The organism is Bradyrhizobium diazoefficiens USDA 110, from assembly GCF_000011365.1.
Lineage (GTDB): Bacteria > Pseudomonadota > Alphaproteobacteria > Rhizobiales > Xanthobacteraceae > Bradyrhizobium > Bradyrhizobium diazoefficiens.
This window is the reverse complement of record NC_004463.1, coordinates 8,368,866-8,384,015: the sequence shown is the minus strand read 5'-3', so window position 1 is coordinate 8,384,015 and position 15,150 is coordinate 8,368,866. Positions and strand designations below refer to the sequence as shown.

The 15,150-nt window shown below is 63.1% G+C and carries 15 protein-coding genes and 1 pseudogene; 10 read left to right on the top strand and 6 right to left on the bottom strand.

Translation table 11 applies throughout. The annotated features are described in order from the left end of the window. Nucleotides 1-717 precede the first annotated feature (717 nt). From BJA_RS38750 to BJA_RS38735, 4 genes are all read left to right on the top strand, one after another. Nucleotides 718-2,439 carry a pyrroloquinoline quinone-dependent dehydrogenase gene (locus tag BJA_RS38750; protein ID WP_038967340.1) on the top strand — a complete coding sequence of 574 codons (1,722 nt, stop codon included), beginning with the start codon at nucleotides 718-720 and terminating at the stop codon, nucleotides 2,437-2,439. Nucleotides 2,440-2,529: 90 nt separating this feature from the next. Continuing rightward, a complete protein-coding gene (locus BJA_RS38745; protein WP_162185850.1) occupies nucleotides 2,530-2,856 on the top strand; it encodes a c-type cytochrome in 327 nt (108 codons plus the stop codon). An 18-nt stretch (nucleotides 2,857-2,874) separates the two neighbouring features. Next, on the top strand, nucleotides 2,875-3,660 hold the full coding sequence (locus BJA_RS38740) for a substrate-binding periplasmic protein (protein ID WP_011090364.1): 786 nt from the start codon (nucleotides 2,875-2,877) through the stop codon (nucleotides 3,658-3,660). 6 nt (nucleotides 3,661-3,666) lie between these two features. Beyond that, complete coding sequence (locus BJA_RS38735) at nucleotides 3,667-4,530, top strand: sugar phosphate isomerase/epimerase family protein (RefSeq protein ID WP_011090363.1); 864 nt, start codon at nucleotides 3,667-3,669, stop codon at nucleotides 4,528-4,530. Between the two features lie 137 nt (nucleotides 4,531-4,667). Here the strand turns inward: BJA_RS38735 and BJA_RS38730 are convergent, their stop codons facing one another. Next, on the bottom strand, nucleotides 4,668-4,862 hold the full coding sequence (locus tag BJA_RS38730; protein ID WP_162185849.1) for a hypothetical protein: 195 nt from the start codon (nucleotides 4,860-4,862) through the stop codon (nucleotides 4,668-4,670). Nucleotides 4,863-5,402: 540 nt separating this feature from the next. On the opposite strand from BJA_RS38730, the pseudogene BJA_RS38725 reads away from it, so the two are divergent. After that, nucleotides 5,403-5,918 (top strand): annotated as a pseudogene (locus BJA_RS38725) (IS21 family transposase); the annotation flags it as partial. 67 nt (nucleotides 5,919-5,985) lie between these two features. On the opposite strand, the gene BJA_RS38720 reads toward BJA_RS38725, so the two are convergent. After that, complete coding sequence (locus BJA_RS38720; RefSeq protein WP_236842141.1) at nucleotides 5,986-6,264, bottom strand: hypothetical protein; 279 nt, start codon at nucleotides 6,262-6,264, stop codon at nucleotides 5,986-5,988. 217 nt (nucleotides 6,265-6,481) lie between these two features. Between BJA_RS38720 and BJA_RS38715 the strand changes: the two genes are divergently transcribed. Further along, on the top strand, nucleotides 6,482-6,952 hold the full coding sequence (locus BJA_RS38715; protein WP_011090359.1) for an L-2-amino-thiazoline-4-carboxylic acid hydrolase: 471 nt from the start codon (nucleotides 6,482-6,484) through the stop codon (nucleotides 6,950-6,952). 15 nt (nucleotides 6,953-6,967) lie between these two features. On the opposite strand, the gene BJA_RS38710 is transcribed toward BJA_RS38715, so the two are convergent. The 3 genes from BJA_RS38710 to BJA_RS38700 all read right to left on the bottom strand — a co-directional run bounded on the left by BJA_RS38710 (nucleotide 6,968) and on the right by BJA_RS38700 (nucleotide 9,715). After that, on the bottom strand, nucleotides 6,968-7,435 hold the full coding sequence (locus BJA_RS38710; protein ID WP_038967328.1) for an NUDIX hydrolase: 468 nt from the start codon (nucleotides 7,433-7,435) through the stop codon (nucleotides 6,968-6,970). 112 nt (nucleotides 7,436-7,547) lie between these two features. Beyond that, nucleotides 7,548-8,132 (bottom strand): UbiX family flavin prenyltransferase, encoded by a 585-nt coding sequence (locus BJA_RS38705; protein ID WP_011090357.1) that lies wholly within the window; start codon nucleotides 8,130-8,132, stop codon nucleotides 7,548-7,550. Next, on the bottom strand, nucleotides 8,129-9,715 hold the full coding sequence (locus BJA_RS38700) for a UbiD family decarboxylase (protein WP_011090356.1): 1,587 nt from the start codon (nucleotides 9,713-9,715) through the stop codon (nucleotides 8,129-8,131). Before BJA_RS38700 ends, BJA_RS38705 begins: the two co-directional genes overlap by 4 nt. Between BJA_RS38700 and ubiT the strand changes: the two genes are divergently transcribed. The 3 genes from ubiT (at nucleotide 9,715) to ubiV (ending at nucleotide 12,226) form a co-directional block, all read left to right on the top strand. Next, nucleotides 9,715-10,296, top strand: a complete 582-nt coding sequence (ubiT, locus tag BJA_RS38695) for a ubiquinone anaerobic biosynthesis accessory factor UbiT (protein WP_236842140.1) — start codon at nucleotides 9,715-9,717, stop codon at nucleotides 10,294-10,296. The genes BJA_RS38700 and ubiT overlap by 1 nt on opposite strands. Beyond that, nucleotides 10,296-11,273 carry a ubiquinone anaerobic biosynthesis protein UbiU gene (gene ubiU / locus BJA_RS38690; RefSeq protein ID WP_038967329.1) on the top strand — a complete coding sequence of 326 codons (978 nt, stop codon included), beginning with the start codon at nucleotides 10,296-10,298 and terminating at the stop codon, nucleotides 11,271-11,273. The genes ubiT and ubiU overlap by 1 nt, the downstream gene beginning before the upstream one ends. Nucleotides 11,274-11,335: 62 nt before the next feature. Beyond that, nucleotides 11,336-12,226: a ubiquinone anaerobic biosynthesis protein UbiV gene (ubiV, locus tag BJA_RS38685; RefSeq protein ID WP_038967330.1), complete on the top strand. Its 891-nt coding sequence runs from the start codon at nucleotides 11,336-11,338 to the stop codon at nucleotides 12,224-12,226. 5 nt (nucleotides 12,227-12,231) lie between these two features. Here ubiV and BJA_RS38680 read toward each other — a convergent pair whose 3' ends face one another. Beyond that, a complete protein-coding gene (locus BJA_RS38680) occupies nucleotides 12,232-13,323 on the bottom strand; it encodes an enolase C-terminal domain-like protein (protein WP_011090352.1) in 1,092 nt (363 codons plus the stop codon). Nucleotides 13,324-13,515: 192 nt separating this feature from the next. Between BJA_RS38680 and BJA_RS38675 the strand changes: the two genes are divergently transcribed. Further along, the gene (locus tag BJA_RS38675) at nucleotides 13,516-15,078 is read left to right on the top strand and encodes an adenylate/guanylate cyclase domain-containing protein (RefSeq protein ID WP_038967331.1); all 1,563 of its coding nucleotides are present in this window, start codon (nucleotides 13,516-13,518) and stop codon (nucleotides 15,076-15,078) included. Nucleotides 15,079-15,150: the final 72 nt, after the last annotated feature.

The following is a 15,150-nucleotide window of genomic DNA, read 5'->3' as shown; positions in this document are numbered from 1 at the left end:
GCGCCCTGGTCCTGTCGAATGCACTGCGAGTTAAGCGAACAATCTTGATAGGCTGTAGTTCTGTAAGGCCGTGGGGGCTTGCCTTCTCCTCGCTCGTGATTGGTCGATAGGCGAAGTCTGCCTTACCCCAAGGAAGAACGGACTTCCATGCGACGCGCCGGCCGTTTCGGTGTGGGATGCCCGTGAAGTCTTTAGGTCAGCTCAGGTGACGAAATCCCGGTTTAGTGCGCGACCTGCTTGCCGTCTTCACAAAATCGCCTTGGATGATACAACTCGGCGCCGTGTCGCCACATTCCGCGGCAACGATGCCGTCAAGCAAGCCGAAACTCGCTGCATGGGCCATTCGAGGCTGAGAGGCAGTTAGACGCGATGGCTGCAAACGCTCTGCATGTGCAAAGTGGAAGCCGGCCGCCGATTGTGCGATGCGTCAATCGAGTCGTCCGCAATGCCGCGATAAGCGCGGGCATTGCCTGCAGGCGATATCGTGTGCCCAGCAAACAACTTTTGGACGAAATGACTGACGAGATGCGGGTGCATCTCCGTGCGGAAAGCAGCCCCTTCAGTGGAACTCGACGAAAGCCTCGATGCCGGGGTTCCTATGATACGAGGTGAGATTGTTGGCACGCCGTATCTATTCGGGTCGACAAATGAACAGGGCGCAGCGCGCCCAGCAAGGCAATGACCAAGTGCCATAAAAATGAAATGGAGGACGAGCATATGAAGAAACGGTGGGGTTATTTGTCTTTGCCTGTGGTTGTTGCGATTGGTGCGACGTTTGCCGCGTCGTCAACCGTTGCCCAAACTGTGGATACCGCGCGCATCGAGACCGGCGGCCAGAACGACTGGCTGACTTATCACGGTTCCTATAAGTCTTATCACTACAGTCCCCTTTCGCAGATCAATACGAGCAATGTCGGTAACTTAAGCGTTGCCTGGATCCATATTCCGGGACGGTCCACCCGTGGCTTGCAGTCAATGCCGCTTGCGGCCGACGGCGTGCTCTACTACACGGGCTCTTACAGTCGAGTGTTTGCGCTGAACGGCGCGACAGGGGAGGTGATCTGGTCCTATTTCCCCGAACTTGACGAAGCCCTGATCGCGCGGCAGACGCACTCTCCCTATAATCGCGGCGCTGCGCTCGGAGAAGGCAAGGTCTACGTCGGCACGATGGATGGCCGGCTCATCGCGCTTGATATGAAGACTGGAAAGGTCGCCTGGGACACCAAGCTTATCGATTCCCAAAAGCTGACGGTCGGTTTCACCGGCGCGCCCCTCTATGCGAAGGGCACGGTGATCATTGGCGCGCAGGGCGGCGAATGGCCGGGCCGCGGCCCGATCTTTGCTGTCGATGCCGCCACAGGAAAGAAGAAATGGGAGTTCCTGACGGTTGCGGGCACCGACGAAGCCATGAAGACTTGGGGCAGTGACTCCTGGCGCACCGGCGGCGGCGGCGGCTGGATGCCAGGCACCTACGATTCCGAGACTAACACCATCTTGTGGGGCACCGCGAACCCGGCGCCGCTCTACGATTGGTCGGGCTCCGATTACAAGACGCAAGGCGCCCGCCCAGGTGACAATCTCTATACGACCTCAGTGATCGGTCTCGATCTCGATAGCGGCAAACTAAAGTTCTATCATCAGGAGCTGCCGCACGACGCATGGGACTTCGACAGCGCGGTCGGTGAGTTTGTAATGCTCGATCGCGACGGGCAGAAGCTCGTGGTGCACCCCAATAAGAGCGGCTACATCTTCGTCTATGACCGTAATTTGGGTATCAAGAATGTCTGGCGGATCACTCAGAACAGCAACTTCGTCAAGGATATCGATCCCAAGACAGGTGAGTTGATCGGCCGTCGCGACTTCTCCGCAGGCAAGGTCAATGAACCCCTCTGCCCGCATATTTCCGGCGGTGTCAGCTTCAACTCGGGTTCATACAATCCGAAGACGGGTCTATACTACAAGCTCGGCCAAGAATGGTGCATGACGCTCGAGGTCATGAAGACCACACCGGTGACCGCGCCCCAAGCCCAGCTCAACATCGGCGCCGACTTTAAGATCGCGCCTCCTCCGGGCGGCGAGATCTACGGTCATCTCGACGCGCGCGACCCGGTGACCGGAGTCAAGAAGTGGGAGGTTCGCTACCCCGAGCCGCCGCTTGGAAGCGTGCTATCGACCGGTGGCAATCTCGTCTTCGTGCCTGACTCGCGCGGCACCCTTCATGCTTACGACGCCGAGTCGGGTGCCGAGCTGTGGAGCCATTCCGACGGCACTGGCCACCAGGGCGGCATCGTCAGCTACGCCGTTAACGGCAAGCAATATGTCGCCGTGACCGCGGGCTTCGGCGGCATGGCGTCGGACGACTACGCGCCGACCTTCGGCGGCGTTTACAAGAGCATGCCGCGCGATGATGGCGCGCTCATCGTGTACAGCTTGAAATAGGGGTTTTCGGACAATCTGGCGGGGAGCGACAGAAGCTCGCTCCCCGTGCCTTGGAACGGTCAGGGCTAACGGAAAGTGGAGTTCTGCGTCATGAAGTTGAGCTTGATGGCGCTGGCCACTTGGTTCGCATGTGCCACGCCTGTCTCCGCGCAGACGGATTCCGCTGCGCCGGACAACGGGAACTTCGATGTTAAGCAGCTGTTCGCAACGACCTGCGGCTGGTGTCATTCCGATGGCGGCCGCGCGGCGGGTAAGGGACCGCAGCTCATGAACACGACGCGCGATGACGATTTTATTCGCGACCGTATCAAGAACGGCAAACAAGGCGCGATGCCTGCATTCGATTCTACCTTCAGCGATGCTCAGATCGACCAAATCATCAAGTACATCCGGGAATTAAAGCCGCGAGAGGGATGAGCCGGCGAGTCAAACTCCATGCGCAAGGTACGCGGAACAGAACTGATCCTCCCGCTCATCATCGTGACGGTGGCAGGTTTGCTGGGGCCGGCACGGGCTCGATCCCTCGAGACAATCCGCTCGGCCGGCGTACTTGGGTTATGTGCTCACCCGAACTCGCTTCCATTCGCGAGCAAAGCCGGGGATCCTCCCGGATTTCAGGTTGAATTGGGACAAGCACTGGCGCGGGAGCTCGGCGTCTCCCTGAGGCTTGATTGGATCATTACCCAGTACCAAATGCGTAGCGCTGGCTGTGACATTCTTCTCGATGTGATCGCCGACCGCGAGGCGCAAGGCGAAACTCACTTGAGGATCTCGAAACCGTACTATCGCACGGGCGTCGCGTTGGCCGTGCCATCCGCCAGCACGCTTACGTCGTTCAAGAGCCTCAACGAGCATACCAAGGTCGGGGTGCAGGTCGGGTCCGTCGCAGCCATGATAATTAGTCAGCGGCACGTACCTACATCGACCTTTGGTTTCGAGAGCGACAGTCTCGAGGCCCTTTCGAATAACGAGATCGACGCCGCTGCGGTGACGCCCACCGTGGCGAGCTATTTCAATCTGACGCATCCCGACAAGGCGCTCCGCATCCTTGATCGCGACGAGAGCACGGTGGATCTCAACTGGAATGTCGCCGTCGGCATGGTTCGCCCTGATGATGCCTTACGCGAAGCCATGGATGGAGCTCTCGATCGGTTACGAACCGATGGCACCGTCGATCGGATATACAAGAGCTATGGCGTCGTACTGCAGGCACCAAGGTAGCCGAGCGTGCTGGCGCCACTCAGCAGACGCACTGTTTTGGGAGGGATCGCGGCCGGTGCCACGATGGGAATCGAGCCGGTTTCCGGTCGGGAACTGTGGAATATCGGTCTCCAACTCTACACCGTCCGCGACCCGCTGAAGGCCGACTTCGAAGGAACGCTGAGGAAAGTCGCGAATTTCGGGTATCGCGAGCTGGAGTTTGCCGGCATTCTCGGGAACGACCTGAGGCTCACCCGCAAGCTCCTGCGCAGCCTGGATCTCACCGCACCATCGCTGCATCTCGACTACGCCAGCCTGCGGAACAACGCCAACTCAGCATTCGACATCGCCCATTTGCTCGACAGCCGGTTCGTCGTTTGTCCCTGGCTGGACGTATCGGAAAGGCAAACACTCGATGATTGGCAGCGGATTTGTGACACTCTGAACACGATCGGTGAACTGGCGCAGCGTTCCGGGCTAACGCTTGCCTATCACAATCATGATTTTGAATTCGGGAACTTGGCAGGTGGCATCCAGCCATACGACGTTCTGCTCAGCCGCACCGATGAGCGCTTTGTCATGTTCGAGCTCGATGTTTACTGGGCAACCAAGGGACATCTCGATTCAGCGCGCTTCTTGAGAGGGCATCCATCGCGATTTCGCCTCCTGCACCTGAAGGACATGGCAAAGAACGGATCGACCATCGAACTTGGTCACGGTACGATTAACTTCGCCGAGATACTCGAAGCCGCCGCGGAGAGCGGTGTGCAACATGTTTTCGTCGAACAGGACGTTTCGGCTGATCCGATGCGGAGCATACAGACGAGCATCGCCTTCCTTAAGCGTCAGCGACTTCTGACGCGCAGCTCTGTTTTGCCACGTACACCTTGACGATTTCGACACCGGATTGTGATCCCTCGACTTCGGTGGAGGAGCTAAGATTGTGTTGCCGGCTATCCCCTTGCCGGTCCCAATCGAGAGGCTCAGCCCCAGCTTCGAAGGTCCGGAGCTGGGGCTATTCTCAGATCTCAGCTCTGGCATGCGCGATCGTCTTCATCGGCGCGACCACCGACTTCGCCGATACGCGAATGGTTCGGCTGAAGAATCGCGAAGGCAATGCTGACCTCGTGATGGCGTTGCCGTGCTCGAATCCGCGCCTGCGCCCTTACGATCAGATCACGGCAGGTCGCTTCATAGAATACGAGGGCAAGCTCAAGAAACATGTTGAAGTCGGAGTGCAAGGCATCAGACGGTAATTTATTGCCGGGCCGAACGATCGCATTTGCGATACTTGACCCGGGTCCGTTCGATGGGGGAGTTTTGCAAAAAATTGCTGAAGATCTTTGCGTCGATGTTGATCGCCTTCCTCCCAGCGCTTGCTGTCGTCCAACCGGTGTGGGCGAAGCGTAAGTGGCATCCCATCTTGTGCGAAGTCAATGCTCTCTTGTTCTTGGTCCGACCGAAGCCCTTATCCGAATAGCCAGCGCCAGAAGCGTTGCCAGAAGTTTGCTGGTGTCTCTCCTGCGAAGAATTGATTTTTGGTCTCGCGCTCCCGGGTGCGCGCCGCAGCGATCTTGTCGTCCGACCATGGGACGTCCCAAGCAACTGCGTTCTGTCGTATCCAGTAAACCTATCAGACCTCCCTGGGCTTCTTCGATCTGGCGACCGCCGCTCCCTCCATGAAAGCGGTTCTGGAAGTCCATTCACCAGGCTTGACCGGAAGTCCTCGGTGGCCTGTCAAACCGACGCGATTGACCTGAACTGCCCACCATCCTTGCGACGCGCACCGATGCACGCCAGCGTCGGGCTGGGAGAAGGGGCAGGTCGAGAACCAGGTCGGGCTGGTCAGGGAACGCTTCTTCACGCCGCGGCTGCGGTTCAAAAACCTCGACGAGTTAAACGCCTGGCTGCTCGACAAATGCATCGCTTACGCCAAGGCTCATCGCCATCCGGAACTGGTCGATCGGACGATCTGGGAAGTGTTCGAAGGCGAACGCCCCAAACTCGTTGCCTATGCCGGCCGCTTCGACGGCTTCCATGCGGTGACGGCGTCGGTCTCGAAGACCTGGTGCGCTTCGACAACAACAAGTACTCGGTCGCAGCATCGTTGCCGAGCACCCGGGATCCTTTGGCCGCGGCGATACCGTCTACGGCCCCTGGCATATGTGCCGGTGCTCGCCCGCAAACCCGGCGCCTTGCGCAACGGTGCTCCCTTCAAAGACTGGGTGCTGCCGGCCGCCATCGAGCGGATCCGGCGCAAGCTTGCCAGCACCTGCGAGCTGCGCAAGACGCTGGAAGCGACCCGTGCCCCCGTCAGCGCGTAGGCTCCAAGAGCGCGTGAACTACTTAGTATGCCTGCGGCGGCTCCTCGCCGCTGGCAAACAGCAGCGTGCCGGGCGAATTCAAGAGCATCGCCTTCACCGCATCGGCATCATGCGCATTCTGTGCCGCGATGAATTTCTCGAAGATGGCTCGTGCCTCGGCGTCATTCGCGGCAGCCTGCGCGCCTCCGACTGACCAGTACGTGGTGGCGAGAAACAGTGCCGCGGCCACCGCCGCAACATGACGGCGTCGTGAAGAACGTCGTGGCCTGACGTTGCTTGGAGACATCTCGGGTCGGATCATGTTCACCTCTGGTCATCTGCCGGCGGCATTTGAATGGTACTCATCATACCATTGATGGCTGCGTCGACGTTTTCAGAATTGCACGATCGGCGATAACCCTGACATCACGGAAACGTAGGCTTTGGGACGTCATAGGACGAAACAGGCAAGCTCTCGCCGCCAACAGCAAGTTGAGTTATCGTGCTGTGGCGTGAAGTAACCCGGATGAAGGTTGCCCATGAGCGTGTCCGTCATCGAACAGGCAAAGATCCAGGCCCAGGTGCTGGTGCCCTTGGTCAAGGCGCTCCAGGCCGAGCTCGGCGAGGCGCGCGCCAACGCGCTGGTGCGCAAGGCGCTCGGCGATCTCTATCGCGGCTTCGGCGAGGAGTTCTGGAAAGCCAAGAACGAGAGCGATCTCGGCAAGGCCGTATCGTCGGCGTTCGGGACCTATGCCCGCGACGATGCGCTCGCCTATGACGTGATCGAGCAGAGCCACGACGCCTTCGCGTTCGACGTCAAGCGATGCGCCTATGCCGAGTTCTACAAGGCGCTGGGCGAGCCGGAGCTCGGCTTTCTCCTGGTCTGCACCGCCGACTTCGCGACCGCGGAAGGGTTCGGCCCCGACGTCAGGCTCACGCGCACGCAGACGATCATGCAAGGCGCGCCGCATTGCGACTTCCGCTATCGGCGCGATACGGGCGGAACGTGATGAGAGCGACGCCTCTCACGCAGTTCCGTCTCTTGCCTCCAGCAGCAGATCCTTCAATCCGGTCGGATAGAGGCTGGGTCCGCCCTCCACGTCGAGATCGGCGAGGTCGAACCAGCGCGCGACGATCTGCTCGCCGTTATCCTCGCGGAAATCGATGCGGTCCTGTCCGCTGAACGCGCCGTCGGGAAACGCGACCTCGGCGATGAACATCACCTCGTGCCCGGTCTCTCCCTCATGCGCAAAAATGTTCTCCATCACCAGTGGTTCGCCCGTGATGGCAATGTCGATGCCGAGCTCTTCGCAAAATTCCCGCACGAGCGCCGCCCGCCAGCTCTCGCCGAACTCGATCTCGCCGCCAAGCGGGCGCACGCCCTTGATCCGGCCCGCATCGTCGCGAACCTCGGCCGCCAGCAACCGCCCGTCCCGCCAGTGCAGGCCGGTCGCGACGACTCGGATATGGGGGTGAGGACGCCATTTGGTCATGCAGCATCGATAATCCCTGTCGCACTTGCGTGCAACGATGAACGCCCTCATCGATCGGCGCCAGAACGGCCTGCCCGAGACGACGGACCTGAACGCCGCCGCGCGCTGGCGCTTATCTATCGCCGTGCCATTTCAGCGCCGGCGCCGCAATGTCCGGCAGGTTCAGCAGATTGATCGCGCGGCAGGCGATCTGATCGACGATCTCGGCCAGCGACTGCGGCTTCAGATAGAAGGCCGGCAGCGGCGGCGCGATGATCGCGCCGATCTCGGTGGCCTGGACCATCGCGCGGAGATGGCCGAGATGCAGCGGGCTCTCGCGCACCAGCAGCACCAGGCGCCGTCGCTCCTTGAGCTGCACGTCAGCGGCGCGCACGAGAAGATTGTCGAGCTGTCCGAAGGCAACCGCCGACAGCGTCCGGATCGAGCACGGCGCCACGATCATGCCGCCGACCGGAAACGAGCCGCTGGCGATGCTGGCGCCGATGTCCGAAACCGCATGGTCGCGGAAGGCGAGGGCGCGCAGGCGCGGCAGCGCCTCGGGGCCGACCTCCTCGGCGAGCGTACGCTCCGCTGCCGGTGAGATCACCAGATGCACCGCGCAGTGTGGATTCTCCGCCAGCCGCTCGACGATGCGCACGCCGATGGCCGCGCCCGAGGCACCGCTGATGCCGACGATCACGCCATGCCGCTCGCTCATGCGGGCTCGCGTAGCTGCAGCCCGCCGATCCCGCCGAGGCCGAGCGCCGGCCACATCGCATCGACTTTGGCGATCACGGCGGAATCCATCGCCAGCGGCTCGCCCCATTCCCGCTCCGTCTCCGGCGGCATCTTCGTAGTGGCGTCGATCCCGAGCTTGCCGCCGAGGCCGGATTTCGGCGAGGCGAAGTCGAGATAGTCGATCGGCGTGTCGGACAGCGCCACGAGATCACGCGAGCTGTCGCTCCGCGTCGCCACCGCCCACATCACCTCGCGCCAGTCGCGAATGTCGATGTCGTCGTCGACCACGATCAATAGTTTGGTGTAGCTGAACTGCGGCAGCATCGACCACAGGCCCAGCATCAGCCGCCGTGCCTGGCCGGGATAGCGCTTTTTGATCGATGCGATCGCGACCCGGTAGGAGCAGGTCTCGGGCGGCAGCCAGCAGTCGGTCACCTCGGGGAATTGCTGCCGGATCAGCGGCACGAACAGCCGGTTCAGGGCCTCGCCGATCCGGGACGGCTCGTCCGGCGCGCGGCCCGTGAAGGTCGACAGATAGATCGGCTGTTGCCGCGACGTGATGGCGGTGACGCGCAGCACCGGAAACTGCTCGACCGAATTGTAGTAACCGGTGTGATCGCCATAGGGACCTTCGGCCGCCGTCTCGGTCGCCGAGACAAAGCCCTCGATGACGATCTCGGCCGTGGCAGGGACCTCGAGCGGTACGGTGAGGCAGGGCGTCAGCTCGGGCCGCTCACCGCGCAGGATGCCCGCGAAGCGCAGCTCGGAGATCGTCTCGGGCAGTGGCATTACCGCGGCAAGGATGGTCGCGGGGTCGGCGCCGATGACGATTGCGACCGGCATGTCGCGCCCTACGGCCTTCCATTGCTGATGATGCCGGGCGCCGCCGCGATGGGCGAGCCAGCGGACGATGGCGCGGTCGCGGCCGAGGATCTGCATGCGATAGACGCCGACATTCTCCTCCTGGTCGGCGGCCGGCGATGCCGGCGGCGCGGTGATGACCAGTGGCCAGGTGATCAATGGGGCAGGCTCGCCCGGCCAGCAGATCTGCGCCGGCAGTTTCGTCAGATCGATGTCCTCGCCCATGGCGGCGCGATCCTGCACCGGCGCGGCTGCGCGCGAGCGCGGCCGGGTCGCAAGCGCGGCGCGGGCCAGCGGCAGCTTGCGCCAGGCGTCCCGAACGCCGTGCGGGGGGCGCGGTGCGCGCAACTCGGCCATCATCGCGCCGAGCTCTTCGAGCCGGTCAGGCGTGATGCCCATGCCCCACGCGGTCCGCTCCACCGTGCCGAACAGATTGGTCAGGAGCGGCATGCCGGATGGTAGGCCGTCGGCCCTGATCGGCCGTTCGAACAATAGTGCCGGTCCGTGCTCGCCGATGACGCGCCGGTGAATCTCCGTGATCTCATGGACCACGGAGACCGGTTCGCGAATGCGTCGCAATTGTCCCTTGCCTTCGATGAAGCGCAGGAAGTCGGATAATTCGCGGAAGCGCGGAACGTCGCGTTGCAAGCGGACAATCTCCTGAAAGGAGCAGAAGCTAGCCGGAGCGATTTCGCTCCTCATTGTTCCCGCTCAAATACATTCGCGCGCAATCGGCTCAGATATGTCCCATGAGTCATTCGTCCCTCGCGTCCGGCCCGTTGCCGACAATCCCGCCGCTTCTCGCGCTCGCGCTGCGTCCCTTGCCCCTGCTGCCGCTGCAACTCGTTCTCGGTGGGTTCCTGGAGCGGATCCTGAGGCGCAATCCCGGCCTGCTCGACAGGCTCGGCGAACATCGCCGTGCACGGTTCGGAATCAAGCCGACCGACTTGCCGTTCGCGTTCATCGTCGAGGCCGCGCCAGCGCGATTGTCGGTGGTGCGCGAATTGCCATCCGGCTTGGACGCCTGCGTCTCCGCCTCGCTCGCGAACCTGCTGGCCCTGGTCGAGGGCAGGGTCGACGGCGATGCGCTGATGTTCTCGCGCCAGCTCGGAATCGAGGGCGACATGGAGGCGGTGCTGGCCTTGCGTAACGCGATCGACGATGCGCGGCTCGATCTGGCCGCAGAGCTGGCGTCCCTGTTCGGTCCGCTGGGCGAGCCGGCCAGGCGTTCGTTCGAGCACGCGCGGGACAGGTTGACCGGCGCGTCCCGGGAGCGGACGTGATGGAGCTGATCTGTCCCGCCGGCACGCCGGCCGCGCTGCGGAGCGCCATCGATGCGGGCGCGGACGCCGTCTATTGCGGCTTCAACGACGAGACCAATGCGCGCAATTTTCCCGGGCTGAACTTCAGCCGCGACGAGCTGCGCAAGGGGATCGCCTTTGCCCACGGACGCGGCGCGCGCATCCTCGTCGCTATCAACACCTTTCCGCGGGCGTCGTCCGTGGCACTCTGGCAACGGGCGGTGGACGATGCCGTCGATGCCGGTGCGGACGCGCTGATCGTCGCCGACATCGGCTTGATGGATTATGTCGCAAGGCGCCATCCGAACCAGCGCCTGCATGTCTCGGTGCAGGCGGCGGCCGCGAACCCCGACGCCATCGCCTTCTATGTCGAGACGTTCGGAGCGCGCCGCGTCGTGCTGCCGCGCGTGCTCAGCGTTTCGGAGATCGCCGAGATCGCCCGCGAGACGACATGCGAGACCGAGGTGTTCGTGTTCGGCGGCCTTTGCGTGATGGCCGAAGGGCGCTGCTCCCTGTCGTCCTATGCCACCGGAAAATCGCCGAACATGCAGGGCGTCTGCTCGCCGGCAAGTCACGTGGCCTATGAGGAGACCGCGAAAGGAACGACATCCCGGCTCGGCGGCTTCACCATCAACCGCTTCGCTCCCCAGGAAGCCGCGGGCTATCCGACCCTTTGCAAGGGGCGCTTCTCGACGGCGCTTGGTGACGGCTACATTTTCGAGGATCCGGTCAGCCTCGACGCCACGACGCTGCTCGGCGGATTGCGGAGCGCCGGCGTGGCCGCGCTGAAGATCGAGGGACGCCAGCGCGGACGCGCCTATATCGAGAGCGTGGTCCGTCACTTCCGCCGCGCGCTCGATACGCTGGAGGATGGAAGCGAAGCCGATATCGTGAGCCTGAAGCCGTTCACCGAAGGCCAGGCCTCCACGCTCGGCGCCTATCGCAAGACATGGCGATGATCGTTAGGCGATGACTGGTGAAGCGAGGGCTGGCGGTCCAGCCATGAATGAGAGATGCCCCGATGCAGCTTAGTCTCGGCCCGGTCCTGTACAATTGGGCGCCGGAGCGCTGGCGCGATTTCTACTTCCGGATCGCCGACGAGGCGCCGGTCGACGTCGTCTCCGTCGGCGAGATCGTGTGCTCGAAACGGTCTCCGTTCTTCGCCGGGCATCTGCCTGAGGTGATCGAACGCCTCCAGCAGGCCGGCAAGCAGGTCCTGCTGGGCTCGCTGATCCTGGTGTCGCTGCGGCGCGAACGGCGTCAGACCGAAGAGCTCTGCGCCGCCGGGGACGCGCTGGTCGAAGTCAACGACCTCACCTGCCTCAGGTCGATCAAGGGCCGGCCGCACGCCATCGGGCCCTTCGTCAACATCTACAACGAGACCAGCGCGGCCTTTCACGTCCGGCAAGGCGCCGCGCGCATCTGCTTGCCGCCCGAACTGCCGGTCGCATCAGCGGCGGCGATCGCCGCGGCGCTGCCGGAGGCCGTGATCGAGATATTCGCTTTCGGCAGGGTGCCGCTGGCGATCGCGGCCCGCTGCTACCATGCGCGGCTTCACAAGCTCTCCAAGGACAATTGCCGCTTCGTCTGCGAGAAGGACCCCGACGGGCTCGCGCTGAAGACGCTGGACCAGCAGGATTTCCTGACCATCAACGGCGTGCAGACCCTGTCGCATGCCTGCACCAATCTCGTCAGTGACATCGGTGCGCTGCGCGAGGCCGGGATCGGCTCGCTGCGCCTGTCGCCGCAGGATTGCGACATGGTCGAAGTCGCAAAGACCTTTCGCGACGTGCTCGACGGGCGCAGGTCAGCCGAAGAGGCAAATGGCCGCCTGTCCGAGCTTTACCCGGGCGTCGCCTTTGCCAACGGGTTCCTTCGCGGCCAGTCCGGCTTTTCCTTCGCGCGAACGTAGCCGGATCAGCTGACCAGATATTTCTTCACCGCCGCCTCGTCCCACGCGATGCCGTTGCCCGGCTCCTCGTTCGGCAGAGCAAAGCCGTCCTTGATCTTCAATCGCGTCGAAAGCACCGCGTCGGCCCAGTCGACATATTCCAGCCAGTGCGCGGTCGGCGTCACGCACAAGAGATGCGCGCTGACTTCCGAGAACAGATGGGTGGACATCTCGATGCCGGCGGCATGCGCGAGCGCGGCGGCGCGGAGCCAGCCGGTGACGCCGCCGATGCGCTGCACATCAGGCATCACGTAGTCGCAGGCTTCCGCCGACAGCGCCGCTTGCATCGAGAAGGCGCTGTCAAAATTCTCGCCGATCTGGACCGGCGTGCGCAGCGCGTCCGCGATGCGGGCGCAACCCTCGTAGTCGTCGTGGCGGATCGGCTCCTCGATCCAGCTCAAGCCCTCGTCGTCGAGCATCTCGCCGCGGCGGATGGCTTCGGTGACCGTCAGGGCCTGGTTGTAGTCGCACATCAGCGTGACCTGATCGCCGACGGCTTTTCTCACCGCGCGCACCACCGCGAGATCCTCCCGCGCATCGGGCCGGCCGACGCGGATCTTGGCGGCGTGAAAACCCTCCGCCAGCAACCTGTGCGCCTCCTCCACCGCGGCGCCTGCCGGCATGATGCCGAGCCCCTTCGAATTGTAAGCCTTGACCGGCTTCGGCGCGCCGCCGAGGAGCCTTGCCAGCGGCAGGCCTTTGCTGCGGGCCAGCGCGTCCCAGGCCGCCATGTCGATGCCGGATTGCGCCAGCCGCTGCAGGCCGGCGAGGCCCAGCAGCGTGAAGCGCTGGGTCAGCTTGCGCTCGATCTCGAACGGCAGCAGCTCGTCGCCGGCAAGCAGCTCCGACATTTCCGTGACCATCGCCGTCAGCGGCTTCAGGGCCGACGGCGTGATCGAGAACAGATAGGCGTGCCCGCGGGCGCCCTGGTCGGTCTCGCAGTCGATCAGCACCAGCGGCGCCCTGGCAACCGCCCCGGTCGAGGTCTGGAGCGGCAGGTTCATCGGCACGATCACGGGCCGCGCATTGAAGCGCTTGATGCGGACGGTCTCGGTCATGGGTGCTGGCTCCGGATGATCAATGCAGGTTGATCCCGATCTTAAACCTTCGTGATGAAACGGAAAGACGCTTGGTGCGACCACCATAAAATGGGGTTGCGCGCGCCCGCTTTTGTTGGCTCTGTGCCGCCGCAGGCTTTGCCGCAAATCCCGGGAGGTTTGCGACAAAAGCGCACACAACGGAGCCACAGTGTGAAACAAGAGATCGCCGAAGAACAGCGCAAGAGCGGCGTCCTGACCGGTGCCGCGATCGCGTTCCTGCTGCTCGCTCTGCCGCTCGCGGTGTGGCTGGACCTGACCGAGCTCTCCAAGACGGCGCTGCGCCGGCAGGCCGCCGATCTCAATTCGGTAATCACGAGTGTGCGCAGCTACTACGCGACCAACGTGGTCGGGCGCATCATCGCCAATCCTGATGGTACGACCAGGGTGGTTCACAATTACGAATCCGTTCCTGGTGCGATCCCGATCCCGGCGACGCTGTCGCTGGAGCTCGGACGGGTGATCGGCGCGCAGCAGGAGAACATCACCTACCGCTTCGTCTCGGACTTCCCGTTCCAGAACCGTGCGCCGCACCAGCTCGACAAGTTCGAGAAGGACGCGCTCGACGCGCTGCGCAGGGATCCCGAACAGAAGATCTTGGAGACCGAGACCTCGCTGTTCAACGACAAGGTCCGCCTCGTCGCCCCCGTCACGATGGGCCCGGCCTGCGTGAGCTGTCACAACAGCCACCCCGAAAGCCCGAAGAAGGACTGGAAGGTCGGCGATATCAGGGGCATCCAGGAGGTGATCATCGCCCAGCCGATCGCCGCCAACATCTTCTCGTTCAAGTTCCTGCTGGCCTATTTCCTGATCGCCGCTGGCAGCGGCCTGTCCTTCCTCTCGCTCCAGCGCCGCCAGGCGAGCCGCATCAAGGGCATGAACAAGGAGCTCGAATCCGCCAACGACTTCCTCGCCTCGCTCTCGATGAAGATCTCGCGCTACATCCCGCCGCAGGTCTACAAGAGCATCTTCTCCGGCCAGAAGGACGTCATCATCCACACCGAGCGCAAGAAGCTCACCATCTTCTTCTCCGACATCCAGAATTTTACGGCGACCGCGGAGCGGCTCCAGCCCGAGCAACTGACGCAACTCCTCAATGAATATTTCACCGAGATGTCGGCGATCGCCCACGAACATGGCGGCACGATCGACAAGTTCATCGGCGATGCCATGCTGATCTTCTTCGGCGACCCCGAGACCAGGGGCGACCGCGCCGATGCGCAGGCCTGCCTCCAGATGGCCTGGCGCATGCAGCAGCGGCTTGCCGAGCTCAATGCGAAGTGGCGCGCCTCCGGCATCGAGCAACCGTTCCGCTCGCGCATGGGCATCAATTCCGGCTATTGCAATGTCGGAAATTTCGGCAGCAGCGACCGCATGGACTACACCATCATCGGTGCCGAGGCGAACCTCGCCGCGCGCCTGCAATCGATCGCCGAGCCCGGCGGCATCGTGCTGAGCTACGAGACCTTCGCTCTGGTCAGCGACATCGTCCGCGCCCACGCGCTGCCGGCGATCACGATGAAGGGCATCAGCCGCGAGGTGATTCCCTATTCGGTCGACGCGCTGAACGATGCCGCGGCGGAGAACAGCGGCATCATCACCGAACGCGCGCCCGGCCTCGAGCTCTATCTCGACCCCGCGGTGGTGAAGTCAGGCGATGCCGCGCGTGTGCGCTCGCTGCTGGAGAATGCGCTGGCCTCGCTGAAGCCGGCGTGAGGGTGCGCAGCCGCTTTACCGGTCGAGAGAGTCCCCGTGCGGCACCCCCCTCCCTAACCCTCCCCCGCAAGG